The following is a 19,042-nucleotide window of genomic DNA, read 5'->3' as shown; positions in this document are numbered from 1 at the left end:
GCAGGCCGTCTGAAGGATTTCAGACGGCCTGTATGGTTTATGCCTATTTATTAAGCACTTTTTGGAAGGTGTCGATCAGGTGTTGCGCAATGGCACGGCTGCCGAATTGTTGCAGGCAATCTTGGCGCAAACGGACGGGATCGTATTGTGCGTGGTTTTCGTAGAGGGTGAGCAATGCTTTGGTCAGCTCCGGTATGTTTTCGATTGGCACCAGCAGGCCGTTGTCGGAAGTGACGATGGATTCGGGGCCGCCGCAGCGTGTGGCGATAACGGGTAAACCTTGAGACAGTGCTTCGATATAGACGACGCCGAAGGTCTCGGTACGGCTGGCGAGGACGAAGGCGTTGCTGTGGCGCATAAGGTCTAAGGTTTGGTCGGTGGTTAATGCGCCGGTAAAGGTAACGGCGTGGTTGATGCCCAAGTCGCTTGCCAGTTGTTTCAGACGGCCTTCTTCTGCGCCGCCGCCGCCGATTTTGAGTTTGAGCTGCGGATAGGTTTTGAGTGCTTCGGCAAAGGCAGGCAGGAGCAGGTCGTGGCCTTTGAGGTGGCGCAGATGGGAGACGCTGCAGAAGGTGAAATCTTGATTGTTTTTTTCGGGGAACTCGAAATCCTGTTCAAAATTGCCGCCCAGCATATTGGGCAGGTATTGCCAGTCTGTACCGGCGTAGGTTTTTTCGAGAATGCGGCAGAAATCACGGCTTACTGCGAACCGGGCCGCGCTGTGGCGCACGGCTTCGTGCATGGACGGCCATTGGTTTTTGCGGACAAGGCCGCGTGAAATGGCGCTGCTGTGTTCGGTAATTACATAGGGAATGCCGTATTTTTTGAAGATGGCGCAGGCTAAAATGGCGGCGTAGTTGACGCAATGGGCGTGAATTACGTCGGGTTTGCCGTTGTCGGCGATATAGGCTTCAAAAGCTTTCATGCCTGCGTTGACCCAGCGGATGCGGTCGATATCGACAACCGGGCATCGCGGGAAGAAATACATGCTGTCGTAGGCGTAAGTTTTGAGTCCGCCTTGCTGATGGCGGCGTAGGCCGTAGAAGCGCGAGAAGATGGTTTTCGGCTGGCTTCTCAAGTAGCGGAACATGGGCACGACCATGCCGATTTTCATGCCTTCGCGTTGCAGGGCTTGGGCTTGGAGGCGAAAAAAGATTCCGTCCACATCAGTTTCGGAAGAAGGATACCAAGAGGGGATAACGACAATATGCATGATGTATTTTTTATGGAAGTAGATAACGGCGAGGCCGTCTGAAAAGAAAAGATATCTTTCAGACGGCCTTTTGTATATTTAGTTCAATCAGTTGCCGGCAACCGTCATTTTGGAAACCAAGACGGAGCCGATTTGGTTGGATGAACGGCGTAATGCGTCGTCTGCCACGCCGATGATGTCGCGGTACATATCCTGCAAACGTCCGGCAATGGTGATTTCCTGAACCGGATAGGTAATGACGCCGTTTTCCACCCAAAATCCGGCCGCGCCGCGCGAGTAGTCGCCGGTAATGGTGTTGACGCCTTGTCCCATCAATTCGGTAACCAGCAAACCTGTTCCCATTTCTTTCAACAGGTCGGCCTGCGTGGCATGGGTGTGGTTCAGATACAGATTGTGCGCGCCGCCGGCATTGCCCGTTGTCTGCATGCCGAGTTTTTTCGCGCTGTAACTGCTGAGGAAATAGCCTTCGACTATGCCGTCTTTCACCACAAAACGCGGCTGCGTGGCCACGCCTTCGGCATCGAAATAAGTGCTGCGGAACGAGCGCAGGATATGCGGTTCTTCGCGCAGGCTGAGAAACTCGGGCAGCACCTGTTTGCCGATGCTGTCAATCAGAAAGCTGCTTTGACGGTAGAGCGCGCCGCCGCTGAGTGCGCCGATAAGGTGGCCGATTAAGCCGACTGCGACGGTGGTGTCGAACAGTACGGGATAGCTGCCGGTCGGAACGCTGCGGCTGTTCAGACGGCGTAAAGTCCGTTCGGCTGCAGTTTGGCCGATGAGTTCGGGCGCGTCCATGTCTTCGTGACGGCAGGAAGAATCATACCAATAGTCGCGCTGCATGCCGTGTTCGTCGCTGGCGACCACGCTGCAAGAAATGCTGTGGTGCGTGCTTTGCTGATGTGCGGCAAAGCCGTGGGCGTTGCCGTAAACATATTGGTAATGGCCGGTATGAACCGATGCGCCTTCGGAATTTTCAATGCGTTTGTCTGTTGACAGCGCAGCCTGTTCGCATTGCTTGGCCAAATCGATGGCGGATTCGGTACTTAAATCCCATTCGTGGTAGCGGTCGAGGTCGCCGATATGGGTTGCCATCAAGGCAGCATCGGCAAGGCCGGCGCAATCGTCTTCGGCGGTATAGCGTGCAATATCAATGGCGGCTTTGACCGTATCTTGCAGGGCGCGTTCGGAGAAGTCGGCCGTGCTGGCACGGCCTTTGCGTTGGCCGACATAGACTGTAATGTCTAAAGATTTGTCTTGTTGGAACTCGATTTGTTCGATTTCGCCCAAGCGCACGCTGACGCTTTGACCGAGCGACTCGCTGAAATCGGCTTCGGCCGAGGTAGCGCCGGATTGTTTGGCCAAATCCAGCGTGTGTCCGCACAAGCGCAACAGCTCGTCCGGTGTGTGGTTAAACAGCATAAAAAGGTTTCCTGACAGGGTTTTGCGGCATTTTAACCGTTTCAGACGGCCTCTGCAAAAATCGCACGGAAAGGCCGTCTGAAAACTGATAAAATAGGCAGATTCAGAAAATCAGGGAAACACAATGTTTGAACAAGAAGACGAATGGGTCAGCAAAACCCAAATGAAAAAGCAGATGAACGATTTGCAGGCTTTGGGTATGGAATTGACCAAACTCTCCAGCGATACGTTGAAAAAAATCGGCTTGGACGAAGAGCTGTTCGAGGCCATCGTTACCTATAAAAAAATCACCTCCAACAGCGCACTCAAACGCCAAGCACAATTTATCGGCCGCCTGATGCGCGATACCGACCCTGCGCCCATCGAAGCCTATTTGGCCAAACTGCGCGGCGACAATACGGTGCACAATGCCTTTTTGCAACGCGTCGAGCAGGCGCGTACCCGACTGTTGGCAGACGATGGCTCGATTACCCAATTTATGGCCGATTTTCCGCAAGCCGACGCCGGCAAATTACGCACCTTGATCCGCAACACTAAAAAAGAGCAGGAACAAAACAAACCGCCGAAAAACTTCCGCGCGCTGTTCCAAGAAATTAAAGCAGTGATGGAGGCCGGTCAATTCGATGCTTCAGAAGAAGGGCAGGATTGGGAGGAATAAACCTCAAGGCCGTCTGAAAACGGATTGCGGTTTTCAGACGGCCTGTATCGTAATGCCGAAGGAGGATGACCATGAAATTTCGCCGCTTTGTACCTGCCTTGTTAATTAGTGCACTAACCCTCAATGGTTGTACTAACGATCTTTGGGAAAGAAATAGCCCGTTCCATAAAACCACAACCGAAAAAACCGTTGCCAAAGACAATATTCAAGCATTTGGCGTGGTTGCCAAAGACAATACGCAGTTGGAAAAAGGCAGCTTGGTCATGATGGGCGGAAAATATTGGTTTGTCGTTAATTCTAAAGATTCGGCCAAGTTGAAGGCGATCTTGGATGCTAAGCTGAGCAAACGGTTTCAAATGGTTCGGCAAAACCCAAAACAGGTGTATGAGGCTTTGCCGGTTGAATTGAAATCCCCTGAAGCGCAAACTTTCCGCTCGAATTTCTGCCTGCGTTACGATACTCAAAAAGTTGCCGAGATTGTCAAGTTGAAACAACTGGCGTTCAAGCCGGTTGAGCTCGATGGTAAAACTGTCTACACACGGTGTATTTCTGCCGAAGGTCATTATTACGCAACGCCGAAAAATGTTGCCGAAGACCGCCATTTTGACACTGCCGTTCCAGTCAGAATTTATTATACGGAAACCAAAACAAGCACCGATGTTTGGAAGTTGACGGGGAATATCCTGAAAACGCCATTGGCGCTGGCTTTGGATGCAGTCGGCGTAGTGATAGCAGGCTCCTATGCCGTGATCGGTGAAATTGTCGATGATTCACGCAAATAATATCCAAGGCCGTCTGAAAACGGATTGCAGGTTTCAGACGGCCTGGCCCTTAAAATAAACGCTTCAAAAATATTAATTTCTCTCTATTTAATCCCACACACCATGTCCGTCAAAATCCAAACACGTTCCATTAATCCGACTGTTTTTAACGACTTGCTCACTGCCGGTACCGATCCTTTGATTGCGCGGCTGTGTGCTGCGCGTGATGTACAAAGTCCGGCCGAGTTGGACGACAAGCTTGCAGCTCTTTTGCCGTATCAAACGCTGACAAACTGCGAAGCCGCCGCCGGCCGTTTGGCGGATGCGGTTGAGCGTCAGGAAAAAATCCTGATTGTCGCCGACTACGATGCCGACGGTGCGACGGCGTGTTCCGTCGGTATGAGCGGTTTGGCGGCGATGGGGGCGAAAGTGGATTTTCTCGTGCCCAACCGCTTTGAACACGGCTACGGCTTAACGCCCGAGCTGGCTGAAATCGCGGCAGAGCAAGGTGTGGATTTATTGGTGACGGTGGATAACGGTATCGCCAGCATTGCAGGCGTGGCGCGCGCGCAGGAATTGGGTTTGGATGTGATTGTAACCGACCACCATCTGCCTGCCGAGACCGTGCCCGACTGCATCATCGTCAATCCAAACCAAAAAGGCTGCGGTTTCCAAAGCAAAAGCTTGGCGGGCGTGGGCGTGATTTTTTATGTATTAATGGCTTTGCGTGCCGAACTGCGCCGCCGCAATTATTTTTCAGACGGCCTGAAAGAGCCGAATCTGGGCGACCTCTTGGATTTGGTTGCACTCGGTACCGTCGCTGACGTCGTCACTCTAGACCACAACAACCGTATCCTCGTATCGCAAGGTCTGAAACGGATGCGTTTGGGTAAAATGCGCCCCGGTATCCGTGCCTTGTTTGAAGTGGCACGGCGCGATTGGCGCAAGGCTCAGCCTTTTGATATGGGCTTTGCGTTGGGGCCGCGCATCAACGCGGCCGGACGGCTGGACGATATGTCGGTCGGCATTGCCTGTCTGTTGGCGCGAGATAATGCCGAGGCGCAGGAACTGGCGGCGCAGTTAAACAACCTCAATATCGAGCGCCGCGAAATCGAGCAGTCTATGCTGCAAGACGCGCTGAATGCTTTTCCTGAAACCCTGCCTTCAGGTCAGACGACTTTGGTGGCGTATCGCGACGACTTCCATCAGGGCGTGGTCGGCATCGTTGCCAGCCGCCTCAAAGACCGTTTTTATCGTCCTACTATCGTGTTTGCGCCTGCCGACAACGGCGAAGTGCGCGGTTCGGGACGCTCCATTCCCAATCTGCACTTGCGCGATGCTTTGGACTTGGTGTCCAAACGCTATCCCGATTTGATTTTGAAATTCGGCGGACACGCGATGGCGGCGGGTTTGAGCATACTCGAACACAATATCCCCGCGTTTCAGACGGCCTTTGAAGAAGCCGTGCGCGAGATGGTGTGCGAAGACGATTTGTCGCAAACCTTCATCACCGACGGCAGCCTGCCTGCACGCGACATTACGCTGGAACAGGCGCAAAACCTTGCTAAACACGTTTGGGGGCAGGGCTTCGCGCCACCGAGTTTTACTGACGAATTTCATGTTGTCCGCCAGCAGCCGTTGGGTGCGGAAGGCAAACACAAAAAAGTCTGGCTGCAAAAAGACGGCTACGAATTTGAAGCCATGTTCTGGCGTTGCAGCGAAGACATTCCAGAATACATCCGCACGGTGTACCGCCCCGTTGCCAACGAATGGCGGAACAATCTCGAATTGCAGCTTTATATCGACTACTGGGAAGCCGCGTAAACAAAGGCCGTCTGAAAAATGAAGAAACAAAAACCTTGGCTCGGCTTTTCATTGGCGTTGCTTGCCACCATGACTTGGGGTTCGCTGCCGGTCATCGCCCAACAGGCATTAAAAGCCGTCGATGCGCCCACGCTGGTGTGGATACGTTTTTTAGTGGCTTCGCTGGTGTTGTTTGTGCTGTTGGGGCTGACCGGCAAGCTGCCGAGGCCGTCGGAATTTTCCAAGCAAACCTTATTTTTATTGATGCTGGGCATTATCGGTATTTCCGCCAACTTTGTGCTTGTTGCCATGGGCTTGCACTATATTTCTCCGACAACCACGCAGGTGTTGTGGCAGCTTTCTCCCTTTACCATGATTTTGGTCGGCGTAGGCGTGTTTAAAGAAGCCTTTACGCATTGGCAAAAAATCGGCTTGATGCTTTTGCTGACGGGTTTGGTCATGTTTTTCAACGACAAATTCGGCGAACTTTTCAGCTTGGGCAGCTATGCGGTCGGCGTAATGATGGCGGCTTCGGGCAGTATGATCTGGGTGTGCTACGGCGTGGCGCAAAAACTTCTGTCCAAACATTTCAATTCGCAACAAATCCTGCTCATGATCTATTTTTGCAGCAGCTTTGTTTTCCTGCCGTTTGCCGAACCGTCGCAAATCGCCCATATCGGCAATCCGTTTTTATGGGGTTGCTTTATCTATTGCTGCCTGAACACGCTGATCGGCTACGGTTCATTCGGCGAAGCGCTCAACCATTGGGACGCTTCAAAAGTCAGTATCGTCACCACGCTGATTCCCGTATTCACCATGATATTTTCCACCATCGGCCATCATCTCGCCCCCGATTATTTTGCCGCTTCAGATATGAATATCGTCAGCTATGTGGGTGCCATGGTAGTTGTGACCGGAGCCTTGCTGGCGGTGGCCGGAGAGAAAGTAATGGGGCTTTTTTTGAGAAAGATATGAAGCATTTATTGCAAAACAGAATAAAACAAGGCCGTCTGAAACAGGTTTCAGACGGCCTTTATATTTTCTAAATCAGATTAATGTGGAACGGCGGATTAATAGAAGCCTTCGCGTTCTTCACGGGTGCTGATGTAGATGTTTTTCACTTGGGTGTAGGCGGCGAGCATCATTTTGTGGGTTTCTCGGCCGATACCTGAAGTTTTGTAGCCGCCAAACGGCGCGCCGGCAGGCAGGCGGTTGTAACAGTTCACCCAAACGCGGCCGGTTTCCAATGCATTGGAAACACGCAGGCAGCGGTTGATGTCGGTACTCCACACTGCGCCGCCCAAGCCGTATTCGCTGTCGTTGGCCATTTTGATGACTTCTTCTTCGGTTTTGAATTTAATCACGGTGGCAACCGGGCCGAAGATTTCTTCTTGGGCAACACGGGCTTCGTTGCTGCTGGCTTCAATCAAAGTAGGCTCGACAAATTCGCCTTTGCCCAATGCGCCTTCGATTTTTTTACCGCCGGTAATGATGCGGCAGCCTTCCTGTTCGCCGATTTTGACGTATTTCAAAATGGTCTCGAGTTGACCGGCGTTGACTTGCGAACCCATTTGGGTGTCGTCTTCCCAAGGCAGGCCGACTTTGATTTTTTTGAATTCTTCAGCCAAAGCATTGACGAATTTGTCGTAAATGCCTTCTTGTACAAAAATGCGCGAACCGGCGCAGCAGACTTGGCCTTGGTTGAACAAAATACCTTTTTGCGCGCCTTCGAGGGCTTTGTCGAAAGGCATATCGTCGAAGAAGATGTTGGCAGATTTGCCGCCCAATTCCAAAGTGGACGGAATCAGCAATTCGGCAGCGGCGATGCCGACGCGGCGGCCGACTTCGGTTGAACCGGTAAAGGCCAGTTTGTTGAAGCCTTTGTGGTGCAGCATGTATTCGCCGGATTTGGAACCGCGGCCGGTAATCACGTTCAACACGCCTTTAGGCAGCAAGTGGTTGATTTTTTGAGCGAGGGACAATAGGCTCAATGAAGTGCTGGAAGAAGGGTGGATGACGATGGTACAACCTGCGGCCAATGCCGGAGCGATTTTCCATGCGGCCATCAAGAATGGGAAGTTCCAAGGAATGATTTGGCCGACAACGCCGATCGGTTCGCGCAGAACGATGGATAAGTCTTCGGCGTCAAGTTGGGTCGCAGTGCCTTCTTCGCCGCGGATCACGCTGGCGAAATAGCGGAAATGGTCGGAAGCCAATGGTACGTCGGCGGCGCGGGTTTCGCGGATCGGTTTGCCGTTGTCCAAGGTTTCTTGCAGGGCGAACAATTCTGCGTTTTCGTCAATCACGTCGGCGATTTTGTTCAAAATGGCCGCGCGTTCGGCAGTCGTGGTTTTGCGCCATGTTTTGAACGCTTCTTGGGCAGCGGCCACGGCAGCATCGACATCGGCGTCGGTTGCGTCTGTGAACTTGGCCAATTCATCGCCATTGGCAGGGTTGTAAGAGGATAAAAGTTTGCCTTCGCTACCTTTCGTCCATTCGCCGTTGATTAAAAGACCATATTCTTTATCAAACACATTTAAATCTTTTGCCATAATACTGTCTCCTTAATGAATGGGAAGGCGTATTTCTGCGCCATAAAAACAGCTTATGCTTTTTTCTTTTTAAGTTCAAGTACTAAAAATGATAATGTTCTCAAAATTTACATTTGTAATGTTATTTCATGTAGCAGGCCGTCTGAAAAATAAAGGATTTGATTGAAATGAAAGTGCATTTGTTAATATATTTAAAGATTCAGATGGTTTGAATAGGATTTGTTATGGTATAACATCATAACTCGTTGTTTTGAAAAAGATTATGGGTTGACGGTTTCGAACATGGGGAGTATTCTCATTTATAGCTAAACAGTTTTTCAACACCCTAGGAGACTCTCTCATGAAAATGCATGCTGTGGTAGTAAATAAAGATGTAGCAGGTGATGTAGAAGTTGTTGAACGCGAACTGCGTCCGCTGGAATACGGCGAGGCGTTGGTAGAAGTCGAGTATTGCGGCGTGTGCCACACCGACTTGCACGTTGCAGCAGGCGATTACGGCGACAAACCGGGTCGCGTGTTGGGACACGAAGGCATCGGTTTGGTTAAAGAAGTTGCTGACGGTGTGAAAAATCTGAAAGTCGGCGATCGTGTCAGCATCGCATGGCTGTTCCAAAGCTGCGGTTCTTGCGAATACTGTAATACCGGCCGCGAAACCTTGTGCCGCTCCGTATTGAACGCAGGTTATACTGCCGACGGCGGTATGGCGACCCACTGTATCGTGAGTGCCGATTATGCGGTCAAAGTTCCTGAAGGCTTGGATCCTGCGCAAGCTTCGAGCATTACTTGTGCCGGTGTGACCACTTATAAAGCGATTAAAGTTTCCGGCGTTCGTCCGGGTCAATGGATTGCGATTTACGGCGCAGGCGGTTTGGGCAACTTGGCGGTTCAATACGCGAAAAAAGTGTTTGGCGCGCACGTTGTTGCCGTTGACGTCAACGATGAAAAACTGGCTTTTGCCAAAGAAACCGGCGCTGATTTGGTGATCAATGCCGCCAAAGAAGATGCGGCTCAAGTCATCCAAGAGAAAACCGGCGGCGCACACGCAGCCGTTGTCACAGCCGTATCCGCTGCGGCCTTCAATTCAGGTGTTAACTGCGTCCGCGCCGGCGGTCGTGTCGTTGCAGTCGGCTTGCCACCTGAGTCTATGGACTTGTCTATCCCACGTTTGGTATTGGACGGCATCGAAGTGGTCGGCTCTCTGGTCGGCACCCGCAAAGATTTGGAAGAAGCATTCCAATTCGGCGCAGAAGGTTTGGTTGTGCCTAAAGTCGAATTGCGTGCTTTGGATGAAGCGCCTGCCATCTTCCAAGAAATGCGCGAAGGTAAAATTACCGGCCGTATGGTGATTGATATGAACAAAGAGTGCAGCTGCATTCATCACTAATCAGATTTTGTGACAAAAAGGCCGTCTGAACAATTTCAGACGGCCTTTTTTATTGGATTGGATAACTTAAAGCGCAAAACCACTTTCAAATACGCGGATTTCTCCGCTGACAGGATCGGTGAACTCTATTCTTTTAGCCAGAAGTTTTAAAGGTTTGTCGTAGTCTTCATCACCGGCCGCCAATGGGGTAGGGTAAAGCGCATCGTTCATCAGCGGCATGTTCAAACTCATCATATGCACGCGCAGCTGGTGTTTTTTTCCGGTATGCGGCGTGAGGCGGTAGAGGCTGAATGCGCCGCGGTTTTCAATAAGCTCGATGGTTGTGTGGGCGTTGGGTTCGCCTTCCGTTTCCCGCGTGAGAAAGAATTTTTCGCCGCGTTCCATTCGGGACGAAATATGCAGCGGATAGTCCAAATCCGTCCGCGTCGGCGCCACCGCTTCATAAGTTTTTTGGACGGTTTTTTCTTGGAACATGGTCTGATAATCGCAACGCGTGGCAGGGTTGAGTGAAAGCAGCATAACGCCTGCCGTATCTTTGTCCAAGCGATGAATCGGCGTAATGTCTTCAACATTCAAATGCTGCAATTCCCGCCGCAGACGTAGGCGCGTGAGCAGGGTTTCCCGCAAAAACCTGCCGCTGGGGATGACGGGCAGAAAATGCGGTTTGTCCACCACAAGCAAATGCTCGTCAATATGCAAAATCTTTTCATCAAACGGAATACGCGGCTCGCTCTCACGGCTGGTTTCACGGTAATAAAACATCGTCTTGCCGGGTTCGAACAAAGTATTCTCATCAAACGGTACGCCATCCGCGCCCACCACAAAACCGCTGTTCAGCCGCCGCCGCCAGTTTTCTTCGCCGACAAAGGGAAAATGAGCGCATAGAAAATGCAGCAGCGGCAAGCCGTAAAACTGCTTTTCGTGCGGCAAAACCAAGTAGCTGGGTTTGACACCGTCTAGAAGGGGTAGGGGATTGGTACGTTTTTTCATGCGGCGGATTGTACTCGGTTTTTAGGATTTTTTCAGACGGCCTTGTTTTTATGGAAAATAAGTTTCTAATAATAGATATGTATTGATGCAGGTTTTGTGTTTAAATAGATTCTTCAAACGAGCAGAGAAACTGGTTTTGTTTGAACTTGCTTTTATGGCATGAATTAAAGAAATGATAAAGAAGCAATATTTGAGAAAAGGAGAATATTATGCAGAGAAAAATCAGCATAATCATCATGTTATCCGCATTTTCCGTATCCGCTATGGCGGGAGGGGAAGTTCGGCTTGGTAAGAATAATGCATACGATAATGAGTATGAACTTGTGGTAGAGCATGAAGTAAATGAAGAAGTTTCACAATTAAATCAAGACGAGTATGCCGCACATCCAATACGCAACGATAGCGGCGTCATGCAGTCAGGGAAAGCTGCTTCAGGCAGACAAGCCGTTTCCCAATACGGAAAACCTAATTTGCCGCCTGTCCGCTTAAATCCGCATCCTTCACGACCTTGATTTCAAAATCAAAGGGCTGATCCATTTGTTTGGACAGCCCTTTTGTTTTGTCGGCTCACTCACATTTTTGTTTGCGCAAAACAAGTTTGTAATCAGTTTTGATGCTGGTTTGATCGCCAATCATCTTAAAATCATCTATCAAACAACGGTTTTCTGTACATTTCAACATGAAATCTGCACCGACCCTATGGCCGTCAAATTGTTTAAATGTTGCCCGGACGGTATGGGGAGAAGTGACCTTGACTTGCAAGGTTTTATGGAAGTTGTCAGGATGATCCTGACCAAAGCCCAAGTAGTAATGTATCGGCATGTCACACCCCATCTCCATATCGGGTTGCTTGCGGATATTAGTGTCAAATTTATTGAATTGTCGGATGATTTTTTGTAGTTCAGGCGTGGTAATACGATTGTGTTCAGAGCCTAAATCCACTTTGGTCAGATAAACCTTTTTGACTAAATCTATTTTTGCTTGATTATTTGCGGCGTTATTTGCAGCCATCGCTTGGGAAGATAGGCTGGTAGTCAACAAGCCGATAACAAAAAGAGAGCGCAGTGTTTTCATGATGTGCATAGGGATGAGATGAAAAGAATCCAAGTATAACGACATTGAATCTATATTGAATATATTTTTAAGAAATTTAAGTTGAAAGGCAGGGGAAGGATGGGAACCATTGAATATGATTCTGTAATCTGCTTACAGGCCGTCTGAATGCGAAAACCGATTTTCAGACGGCCTTTTGATTTGTTCCCAAACTCACAAACCCTTAAAAATCAGCTATAATGCCCAACTATTTGGTTTTCGCTTATCCCATATTGAAATGGCACAAAAAATTCAATCTGTAAAAGGCATGAACGACCTTTTACCTGTCGAACAAAAAGATTTCAAACTGACGGCTGCGTTTTGGCAGGCGTTTGAAGATACGGTTAGCCGTTGGACACGCGCTTACGGCTATCAGCAAATCCGTACGCCGATTGTCGAGCAAACCGGTTTGTTTGTCCGCTCCATCGGCGAGGAAACCGATGTGGTCGGCAAGGAAATGTACACCTTCTCCGATTCAAACGATTCTTTGAGTTTGAGCTTGCGTCCTGAAGGTACGGCTTCCTGTCTGCGTGCGGTGGTCGAACACAACCTTCTGTACAACAGCCCGCAAAAGCTGTGGTATATGGGGCCGATGTTCCGCCGCGAGCGTCCGCAAAAAGGCCGTTATCGTCAGTTCCATCAGGTCGGTATCGAGGCTTTGGGTTTTGAAGGGCCGGATATTGATGCGGAAATCATCGCGATGTCTGCTGACTTATGGGAAAAATTGGGTATTCGCGAATACCTGACTTTGGAAATCAACAGCTTGGGCAACCGTGAGGAACGCGCGGCACACCGTGCGGCATTGGTTGAATATTTGACCCGCTATGAAGCACAACTGGATGAAGACAGCAAACGCCGTCTGAAAACCAATCCTTTGCGTGTTTTGGATACGAAAAACCCTGATTTGCAGGAAATCTGCAATGCGGCACCGCGTTTGGTGGATTACTTGGGCGAGGCTTCGCAAAACCACTATGCACGCTTCAAGGCGATGTTGGACGGTTTGGGGATTCAATATGTTGAAAATCCGCGCTTGGTACGCGGTTTGGATTATTACAATCAGACGGTTTTTGAGTGGACGACCGACAAACTCGGCGCGCAGGCGACTGTGTGCGGCGGCGGCCGTTACGATGGTTTGATTGAAGAACTTGGCGGTAAGCCTGCGCCGTCTATCGGCTTTGCGATGGGTATTGAGCGCCTGTTGCTTTTGGTGAGTGAATACGGCTCTCTGGAAGTGAACGCTGCGCCTGATGTCTATGCAATGCACCAAGGCGAAGGTGCGGACTTGCAGGTGATGAAATACGCGCAAGCCTTGCGCGCACAAGGTTTCAATGTGATGCAGCATTCCGGCTATCAAAGCCTGAAAGCGCAAATGAAAAAAGCAGACAACAGTGGCGCACGCTTTGCCCTGATTGTGGCTCAGGATGAGCTGGCAAACGGTACGGTTACCCTGAAAGATATGCAGGGCAAACACGAACAGAAAACCGTTGCCGCCGCTGATTTGACAGACACTTTACAACAATGGAAGAACGCATAAATGGCAGCCCATTTGGAAGAACAACAAGAGTTAGACAACTTTAAATATTTTTGGAAACGCACCGGCCGTTGGATCTTTGCCTTGCTGATTGTGGCGGCTTTGGGGTATTTGGGTTACACCATTTACCAAGGCCAAAAAGCTTCAAAAGATCAGGAAGCCGCCGCCGTATTGGCGCAAATGGTGGAAAAGGCGCAGCAAAAAACCGACCCCAAAGCCATCAACGCCGATTTGGCTGAATTGCAAAAAAACTATCCTGATTCTATTTCGACAGCCCAAGCTACGTTGATGGTAGCGGCGACCGAGTTTGATGCCGGCCGTTATGATGTGGCGGAAGGTCATTTGAATTGGGTGCTGAAAAACCAAAACGCACCGCTGGTTCAAGCTTTGGCAGCCCAGCGTTTGGGCGTTGTCCTGTTGCAGCAGAAAAAATACGATGCCGCCATCAATGCCCTGAATACTCAGGTTGAGGCTGATTTCGAGCCTTTGATGCTGGAAACCAAAGGCGATGTTTACGTTGCCCAAAATAAAACCAAAGAAGCCGTACAAAGTTACGAAGCTGCTTTGAGCAAATTGCCGCAAACCGCAGTAGGCCGCGAATTGCTGCAAATGAAAATCGACAGCTTGAAATAAGTTTGTTTGAAATCAAGGCCGTCTGAAGTTGCCATGACTTTTCAGACGGCCTACACTTATCCTTATCAACCGTGTTTTTAAAACACCTGCTTGTGTTCCGCTCCCGTTTTTAGGCGGCACTTGACACAGAAAGACTCCATCATGAAACCCACCATCGCGCTTGTCGGCCGCCCCAATGTCGGCAAATCTACTTTATTCAACCGTTTGACGCGTACCAAAGACGCGCTCGTGCATGACTTGCCCGGCCTGACGCGTGACCGCCATTACGGTCATGGCAAAGTCGGCAGCAAACCTTATTTGGTCATCGATACCGGCGGTTTTGAGCCGATTGTGGACAGCGGCATTTTGCACGAAATGGCAAAACAAACCTTGCAGGCTGTCGATGAAGCCGATGCGGTTGTGTTTTTGGTGGACGGCCGTACCGGCTTGACCCCGCAAGACAAAATCATTGCCGACCGTTTGCGCCAAAGCCCACATCCTGTTTATTTGGCCGTGAATAAGGGCGAGGGCGGCAATAGGGCCGTGCTTGCCGCCGAGTTCTACGAACTTGCCCTGGGCGACCCTTATGTTATTTCAGGTGCGCACGGCGATGGCGTGTATTATCTGATTGAAGATATTTTGGAAACCTTCCCCGAGCCTGAAAAGGAAGAGGAAGAAGCGAAACATCCTGTTTTTGCTGTAATCGGCCGTCCAAATGTCGGTAAATCAACCTTGGTAAACGCCATCCTCGGTGAAGAACGCGTGATTGCCTTCGATATGGCAGGCACGACGCGCGACAGTATCCATATCGATTTTGAACGCGAAGGCAAGCCGTTTACCATCATCGATACCGCAGGTGTGCGCCGTCGTGGCAAAGTGGATGAAGCGGTGGAAAAGTTCTCTGTTATCAAAGCTATGCAGGCGGTTGAAGCGGCAAACGTTGCTGTTTTGGTGTTGGATGCGCAACAAGATATCGCCGACCAAGATGCGACGATTGCAGGTTTTGCTTTGGAAGCAGGCCGTGCTTTGGTGGTGGCGGTCAATAAATGGGACGGCATCAGCGAAGAGCGTCGCGAGCAAGTGAAACGCGATATCAACCGCAAACTGTATTTCCTTGATTTTGCTAAGTTCCACTTTATTTCTGCATTGAAAGAGCGCGGTATAGACGGTTTGTTTGAAAGCATTCAGGCTGCCTACAACGCGGCAATGATTAAGATGCCGACGCCGAAAATCACGCGCGTATTGCAAAGCGCTATCGAGCGTCAACAGCCGCCGCGCGCAGGATTGGTGCGTCCGAAAATGCGTTATGCCCACCAGGGCGGCATGAATCCGCCGGTGATTGTGGTACACGGCAATTCGCTGTACGCCATTTCTGACAGCTATACGCGCTATTTGACCCAAACGTTCCGTAAAGCCTTCAATCTGCAAGGTACGCCGCTCAGAATTCAATACAATGTTTCGGAAAACCCGTATGAAAATGCGGAAGACAAACCGAAGAAAAAACCGCTGCGCCGTGTCAGCCTGAGCAACCGTATTGAGAAACGCGAAGGCCGCAAGGAAGAGAAAAACCGCTTCAAGAAGAAAACCAAAGTCAGTGTGAAAAAACAATTCAGCAAATAAGCATAAAGGCTGTCTGAATAATTTCAGACGGCCTTTTTATAATGAAAAACAGCTCATTAGAGCTTCATGGCATATTTTCGATAGGGTTTGCCGAATTTAGAAAAAACATCTAATTTGGATTTGGGATTGTTGTGAATATGGAAATGAAACAGTCGGTTTGACGGGAAGTTCCCTTATTACTGGATTTCTAAACGGTGTGATAGAAAAAAATAGTTGGTAATTTATCCTATTCGGGGCTACAATCCCATCTAACGCCGATTTTGGCGTCTTTACAATCATAATAATGGAGCTCAAGAATATGACAGCTAAAGGACAAATGTTACAAGATCCTTTTTTGAATGCGTTGCGTAAAGAGCACGTTCCGGTTTCGATCTACTTGGTAAACGGCATCAAGCTGCAAGGTCAAGTGGAATCATTCGACCAGTACGTTGTTCTGCTGCGTAATACTTCCGTCACTCAAATGGTTTACAAACACGCTATCTCAACAATCGTTCCTGCACGCGCAGTCAGCCTGCAACACGAAAACAAACAACCTCAAGCCGCTGCCGCAGCTGCTCCGGTTCAAGTTGAGACTGTGCAACAACCTGCCGAATAAATGATGTAACGCATTCCTGTTTTTCAATACCTTACCGCTTTTGCGGTAGGGTATTTTTATTTTCAGACGACCTTTATCATGCTGCTTGAGAACATTCTTCCCTTTGCCCACTCCCTGTTACAGCAAGCCTTAAAAGCAGGCGGCCGCGCTTTGGATGCGACGGCCGGAAACGGGCATGATACTTTGCTGTTGGCGCAGTCGGTTGGAGAGACTGGTAGGGTGTGGGCGTTTGATGTGCAATCCAAAGCACTGGAGCAGACTCAAGGCCGTCTGAAAGAAAACGGCGTAGATGGTCGGGTAGCCCTGATACATGACGGCCATGAAAACCTTTCGTCTTATATCGACGAGCCTTTAGATGCCGCAGTATTTAATTTCGGTTGGCTGCCGCGTGGCGATAAAAATTGTACAACTGAGGCGGCAAGCAGTATCCGTGCGCTGACGGATACTTTGGGTTTGCTGAAAGAGGGCGGGCTTGCCGTAGCGGTATTGTATCCGGGGCATGAAGCCGGCCGAATAGAGGCTGAAGCGATTGTGCAATGGGCGGAAACTTTGCCGCAGGAAGCCTTTGCCGTGTTACGCTATGGCTTTGTCAACCGCCGTAATGCGCCTCCCTATCTGCTGGCGATTGAAAAGTTGCGTCAGAAATAGATGTTTGCGGTAAAATAGCTGCTTTGTTTTTCAACCCTTAACATAAGAAACTGCCATGCAATATCTGTTTGTAAAATACAGCCATCAGATTTTCGTTGCCATTACCATCCTGTTGTTCAACATACGTTTTTTCCTGCTCTGGCGTCATCCTGAGAAGCCATTGGCTGGTATTTGGAAAGCCATGCCGCATTTGAACGACACCATGTTGCTGTTTACCGGCTTGTGGCTGATGAAGATTACCCATTTTTCGCCGTTCAATGCGCCGTGGCTCGGCATGAAAATCCTGCTGTTGCTGGTTTATATTGTGTTGGGCATGATTATGATGCGTTCGCGTCCGCGTTCGCCGAAATTCTATATCGTCTACGTTTTGGCCATGTCGTGTGTTGCCACGATTGTTTTCCTTGCCAAAACCAAAACGCTGCCGTTTTAAAAGAGGCCGTCTGAAATGTATCCGCATTTTGCCGTTGTCGCTTTGGGCAGCAATCTTGCCAATCCTGCCGAACAGGTTCGCGCCGCTTTGGCCGAATTGGACGCGCATCCGCATATTCGGCTCGAAAAGGCTTCTTCCCTGTATCTGACTGCGCCGGTCGGCTATGACGATCAGCCCGATTTTGTGAACGCCGTGTGTGCCGTGAAAACTTCATTGGACGGCGTGGCGCTGTTGGCAGAGTTAAATCGCATCGAGGCCGAATTTGGGCGCGAGCGTAGCTTCCGTAATGCGCCACGCACTTTGGATTTGGACATCATCGATTTTGACGGTATCCGCAGCGATGACCCGCATCTGACCTTGCCGCATCCGCGCGCGCATGAGCGCAGTTTCGTGATGTTGCCGTTGGCTGAAATTCTTCCAGATTTCGAGTTGGGCGAGCATGGCCGTGTGGCTGATTTGGCTCAGGCTTTGGGCGGGCAGGGGATTCGCCTGTTGAAAGAATAAGGGCCGTCTGAAAAACAGGCTGAAACAAGAAAGGGCGTGTTGGACACGCCTTTTTTGCTATAAAATATTGTTGGAAAACACATTACAAAGAGTTACTATGAATCCTCGTTATATTGTTGTCGAAGGCGCCATCGGTAGCGGCAAGACTGCTTTGAGCCGCCGCTTGGCAGAGCATTTCAGCGCGTTGCTGTTGTCGGAGAATCCGGATCACAATCCGTTTCTCATGAAGTTTTACAGTAATGTTTCCAATAATGGCTTGGCTGCCGAGCTTTTCTTCCTAACGCGCCGCGCTGAAAGCGTGAATATTATTGAAGACCAATGCGCGCAAGGCGGAATGGTTGTGGCTGATTTTTTGCCGGAAAAAGATCGTATTTTTACGCCCATCGTTTTGAATGATGACGAGCAGCAGCTTTTTGTCGATATGAAGCAACGCATTCTGCCGCAATACGCGGAGCCCGATGTGGTGATTTATCTGCAAACCGCCGTCGAAAACAACCGCAAACGTCTGCAAAAACGTCACGAAGGCATTATCAGTTTGTTCCCCGAAGGCTATTTGGGACGGGTGCATGACGAATACAGCCATTTCTTCCATTTGTATCAAAGCGCGCCTTTGCTGACCGTCAATGCCGATGAGTTGGATTTGGCCGGCAATGACGACCACTTCCAGCTTTTGTTGCGCGCATTGGAAGATTTTCAAGGTACGCGCAGTTATTTGAATTTAAGCGAAAAATAAACGCAGGCTAGGTTTAGGCCGTCTGAAAGGAATAATATGTCAAAATATCAATTCACACTCCCATCTTCTTCCGGCAGCGATTTTAATTCCGCCGAACATTTGCCGTTGGTTGTCTATTTTTATCCTAAAGACAGCACGCCCGGCTGTACCACCGAAGGCTTGGATTTCAATGCCAGATTGGAACAATTCAAAGCATTGGGCTATACCGTTGTCGGCATTTCGCGCGACGGTGTCAAATCGCATCAGAATTTCTGCGCTAAACAAGGTTTCCAGTTTGAATTGTTGAGCGACAAAGAAGAAACTGTCTGCAAACTGTTTGACGTGATCAAGCTGAAAAAGCTTTACGGCAAAGAATCCCTCGGCATTGAGCGCAGCACGTTTGTGCTGGACGAAAACGGCGAAATCGCCCATGAATGGCGCAAAGTCAAAGTGGCCGGACACGCGCAAGAAGTTTTGGATACAATTTCTCAAGCCTCTTAAATAGGGCTTTGAAAACC

At 49.8% G+C, this 19,042-nt stretch carries 20 protein-coding genes; 15 read left to right on the top strand and 5 right to left on the bottom strand.

Annotation, left to right across the window (positions count from 1 at the left end; all coding sequences use genetic code 11):
* Positions 1-43: 43 nt before the first annotated feature.
* Positions 44-1,213, bottom strand: coding sequence for a glycosyltransferase (locus tag ACTHUM_RS03470; protein ID WP_440361139.1), 1,170 nt, complete (start codon positions 1,211-1,213; stop codon positions 44-46).
* 87 nt (positions 1,214-1,300) lie between these two features.
* Complete coding sequence (gene pmbA / locus ACTHUM_RS03465; protein ID WP_440361138.1) at positions 1,301-2,632, bottom strand: metalloprotease PmbA; 1,332 nt, start codon at positions 2,630-2,632, stop codon at positions 1,301-1,303.
* Between the two features lie 124 nt (positions 2,633-2,756).
* On the opposite strand from pmbA, the gene yjgA reads away from it, so the two are divergent.
* The 4 genes from yjgA (at position 2,757) to ACTHUM_RS03445 (ending at position 6,829) form a co-directional block, all read left to right on the top strand.
* Entirely contained in the window at positions 2,757-3,290 is a 534-nt protein-coding gene (gene yjgA, locus ACTHUM_RS03460) for a ribosome biogenesis factor YjgA (RefSeq protein ID WP_049344065.1), read from the top strand.
* A 71-nt stretch (positions 3,291-3,361) separates the two neighbouring features.
* The gene (locus tag ACTHUM_RS03455; protein WP_049344067.1) at positions 3,362-4,072 is read left to right on the top strand and encodes a hypothetical protein; all 711 of its coding nucleotides are present in this window, start codon (positions 3,362-3,364) and stop codon (positions 4,070-4,072) included.
* A 102-nt stretch (positions 4,073-4,174) separates the two neighbouring features.
* A complete protein-coding gene (gene recJ / locus ACTHUM_RS03450; RefSeq protein WP_049344068.1) occupies positions 4,175-5,875 on the top strand; it encodes a single-stranded-DNA-specific exonuclease RecJ in 1,701 nt (566 codons plus the stop codon).
* An 18-nt stretch (positions 5,876-5,893) separates the two neighbouring features.
* The gene (locus ACTHUM_RS03445) at positions 5,894-6,829 is read left to right on the top strand and encodes a DMT family transporter (protein ID WP_070504412.1); all 936 of its coding nucleotides are present in this window, start codon (positions 5,894-5,896) and stop codon (positions 6,827-6,829) included.
* Between the two features lie 95 nt (positions 6,830-6,924).
* On the opposite strand, the gene ACTHUM_RS03440 is transcribed toward ACTHUM_RS03445, so the two are convergent.
* Complete coding sequence (locus ACTHUM_RS03440) at positions 6,925-8,406, bottom strand: aldehyde dehydrogenase family protein (protein ID WP_049335482.1); 1,482 nt, start codon at positions 8,404-8,406, stop codon at positions 6,925-6,927.
* A 340-nt stretch (positions 8,407-8,746) separates the two neighbouring features.
* Here ACTHUM_RS03440 and adhP point away from each other — a divergent pair, with 340 nt between their 5' ends.
* Positions 8,747-9,790, top strand: coding sequence for an alcohol dehydrogenase AdhP (adhP, locus tag ACTHUM_RS03435; RefSeq protein ID WP_079453675.1), 1,044 nt, complete (start codon positions 8,747-8,749; stop codon positions 9,788-9,790).
* A gap of 66 nt (positions 9,791-9,856) precedes the next feature.
* Here the strand turns inward: adhP and ACTHUM_RS03430 are convergent, their stop codons facing one another.
* Positions 9,857-10,780: a pseudouridine synthase gene (locus ACTHUM_RS03430; RefSeq protein WP_311476458.1), complete on the bottom strand. Its 924-nt coding sequence runs from the start codon at positions 10,778-10,780 to the stop codon at positions 9,857-9,859.
* 209 nt (positions 10,781-10,989) lie between these two features.
* Between ACTHUM_RS03430 and ACTHUM_RS03425 the strand changes: the two genes are divergently transcribed.
* Positions 10,990-11,292, top strand: coding sequence for a hypothetical protein (locus tag ACTHUM_RS03425; protein WP_311476460.1), 303 nt, complete (start codon positions 10,990-10,992; stop codon positions 11,290-11,292).
* A gap of 55 nt (positions 11,293-11,347) precedes the next feature.
* On the opposite strand, the gene ACTHUM_RS03420 is transcribed toward ACTHUM_RS03425, so the two are convergent.
* On the bottom strand, positions 11,348-11,854 hold the full coding sequence (locus ACTHUM_RS03420; RefSeq protein WP_311476462.1) for a hypothetical protein: 507 nt from the start codon (positions 11,852-11,854) through the stop codon (positions 11,348-11,350).
* A 256-nt stretch (positions 11,855-12,110) separates the two neighbouring features.
* Between ACTHUM_RS03420 and hisS the strand changes: the two genes are divergently transcribed.
* The 9 genes from hisS to ACTHUM_RS03375 all read left to right on the top strand — a co-directional run bounded on the left by hisS (position 12,111) and on the right by ACTHUM_RS03375 (position 19,025).
* The gene (hisS, locus tag ACTHUM_RS03415; RefSeq protein WP_107858089.1) at positions 12,111-13,406 is read left to right on the top strand and encodes a histidine--tRNA ligase; all 1,296 of its coding nucleotides are present in this window, start codon (positions 12,111-12,113) and stop codon (positions 13,404-13,406) included.
* The gene (locus tag ACTHUM_RS03410) at positions 13,407-14,036 is read left to right on the top strand and encodes a YfgM family protein (protein WP_049322720.1); all 630 of its coding nucleotides are present in this window, start codon (positions 13,407-13,409) and stop codon (positions 14,034-14,036) included.
* Positions 14,037-14,177: 141 nt separating this feature from the next.
* Entirely contained in the window at positions 14,178-15,635 is a 1,458-nt protein-coding gene (gene der, locus ACTHUM_RS03405) for a ribosome biogenesis GTPase Der (RefSeq protein ID WP_440361137.1), read from the top strand.
* A gap of 298 nt (positions 15,636-15,933) precedes the next feature.
* A complete protein-coding gene (gene hfq, locus ACTHUM_RS03400; protein WP_036493792.1) occupies positions 15,934-16,230 on the top strand; it encodes an RNA chaperone Hfq in 297 nt (98 codons plus the stop codon).
* A 78-nt stretch (positions 16,231-16,308) separates the two neighbouring features.
* Positions 16,309-16,878 carry a tRNA (mnm(5)s(2)U34)-methyltransferase gene (locus tag ACTHUM_RS03395; protein WP_070695351.1) on the top strand — a complete coding sequence of 190 codons (570 nt, stop codon included), beginning with the start codon at positions 16,309-16,311 and terminating at the stop codon, positions 16,876-16,878.
* Positions 16,879-16,933: 55 nt separating this feature from the next.
* On the top strand, positions 16,934-17,308 hold the full coding sequence (locus ACTHUM_RS03390) for a SirB2 family protein (RefSeq protein WP_003681989.1): 375 nt from the start codon (positions 16,934-16,936) through the stop codon (positions 17,306-17,308).
* A gap of 15 nt (positions 17,309-17,323) precedes the next feature.
* Positions 17,324-17,812, top strand: coding sequence for a 2-amino-4-hydroxy-6-hydroxymethyldihydropteridine diphosphokinase (gene folK / locus ACTHUM_RS03385; RefSeq protein ID WP_150540520.1), 489 nt, complete (start codon positions 17,324-17,326; stop codon positions 17,810-17,812).
* A 97-nt stretch (positions 17,813-17,909) separates the two neighbouring features.
* A complete protein-coding gene (locus ACTHUM_RS03380) occupies positions 17,910-18,545 on the top strand; it encodes a deoxynucleoside kinase (protein WP_049331360.1) in 636 nt (211 codons plus the stop codon).
* A 36-nt stretch (positions 18,546-18,581) separates the two neighbouring features.
* Positions 18,582-19,025, top strand: a complete 444-nt coding sequence (locus ACTHUM_RS03375) for a peroxiredoxin (RefSeq protein WP_003683206.1) — start codon at positions 18,582-18,584, stop codon at positions 19,023-19,025.
* Positions 19,026-19,042 lie beyond the last annotated feature (17 nt).

It is taken from the genome of Neisseria sp. P0021.S006 (assembly GCF_051956895.1).
This window is presented reverse-complemented; position numbering and strand designations above follow the sequence as displayed.

What these genes read in the sequence shown, in the direction of transcription:
- ACTHUM_RS03470 (WP_440361139.1), bottom strand. Translation starts at nt 1,213, where the DNA reads ATGCATATTGTCGTTATCCCCTCTTGGTATCCTTCTTCCGAAACTGAT.
- pmbA (WP_440361138.1), bottom strand. Translation starts at nt 2,632, where the DNA reads ATGCTGTTTAACCACACACCGGACGAGCTGTTGCGCTTGTGCGGACAC.
- yjgA (WP_049344065.1), top strand. Translation starts at nt 2,757, where the DNA reads ATGTTTGAACAAGAAGACGAATGGGTCAGCAAAACCCAAATGAAAAAG.
- ACTHUM_RS03455 (WP_049344067.1), top strand. Translation starts at nt 3,362, where the DNA reads ATGAAATTTCGCCGCTTTGTACCTGCCTTGTTAATTAGTGCACTAACC.
- recJ (WP_049344068.1), top strand. Translation starts at nt 4,175, where the DNA reads ATGTCCGTCAAAATCCAAACACGTTCCATTAATCCGACTGTTTTTAAC.
- ACTHUM_RS03445 (WP_070504412.1), top strand. Translation starts at nt 5,894, where the DNA reads ATGAAGAAACAAAAACCTTGGCTCGGCTTTTCATTGGCGTTGCTTGCC.
- ACTHUM_RS03440 (WP_049335482.1), bottom strand. Translation starts at nt 8,406, where the DNA reads ATGGCAAAAGATTTAAATGTGTTTGATAAAGAATATGGTCTTTTAATC.
- adhP (WP_079453675.1), top strand. Translation starts at nt 8,747, where the DNA reads ATGAAAATGCATGCTGTGGTAGTAAATAAAGATGTAGCAGGTGATGTA.
- ACTHUM_RS03430 (WP_311476458.1), bottom strand. Translation starts at nt 10,780, where the DNA reads ATGAAAAAACGTACCAATCCCCTACCCCTTCTAGACGGTGTCAAACCC.
- ACTHUM_RS03425 (WP_311476460.1), top strand. Translation starts at nt 10,990, where the DNA reads ATGCAGAGAAAAATCAGCATAATCATCATGTTATCCGCATTTTCCGTA.
- ACTHUM_RS03420 (WP_311476462.1), bottom strand. Translation starts at nt 11,854, where the DNA reads ATGAAAACACTGCGCTCTCTTTTTGTTATCGGCTTGTTGACTACCAGC.
- hisS (WP_107858089.1), top strand. Translation starts at nt 12,111, where the DNA reads ATGGCACAAAAAATTCAATCTGTAAAAGGCATGAACGACCTTTTACCT.
- ACTHUM_RS03410 (WP_049322720.1), top strand. Translation starts at nt 13,407, where the DNA reads ATGGCAGCCCATTTGGAAGAACAACAAGAGTTAGACAACTTTAAATAT.
- der (WP_440361137.1), top strand. Translation starts at nt 14,178, where the DNA reads ATGAAACCCACCATCGCGCTTGTCGGCCGCCCCAATGTCGGCAAATCT.
- hfq (WP_036493792.1), top strand. Translation starts at nt 15,934, where the DNA reads ATGACAGCTAAAGGACAAATGTTACAAGATCCTTTTTTGAATGCGTTG.
- ACTHUM_RS03395 (WP_070695351.1), top strand. Translation starts at nt 16,309, where the DNA reads ATGCTGCTTGAGAACATTCTTCCCTTTGCCCACTCCCTGTTACAGCAA.
- ACTHUM_RS03390 (WP_003681989.1), top strand. Translation starts at nt 16,934, where the DNA reads ATGCAATATCTGTTTGTAAAATACAGCCATCAGATTTTCGTTGCCATT.
- folK (WP_150540520.1), top strand. Translation starts at nt 17,324, where the DNA reads ATGTATCCGCATTTTGCCGTTGTCGCTTTGGGCAGCAATCTTGCCAAT.
- ACTHUM_RS03380 (WP_049331360.1), top strand. Translation starts at nt 17,910, where the DNA reads ATGAATCCTCGTTATATTGTTGTCGAAGGCGCCATCGGTAGCGGCAAG.
- ACTHUM_RS03375 (WP_003683206.1), top strand. Translation starts at nt 18,582, where the DNA reads ATGTCAAAATATCAATTCACACTCCCATCTTCTTCCGGCAGCGATTTT.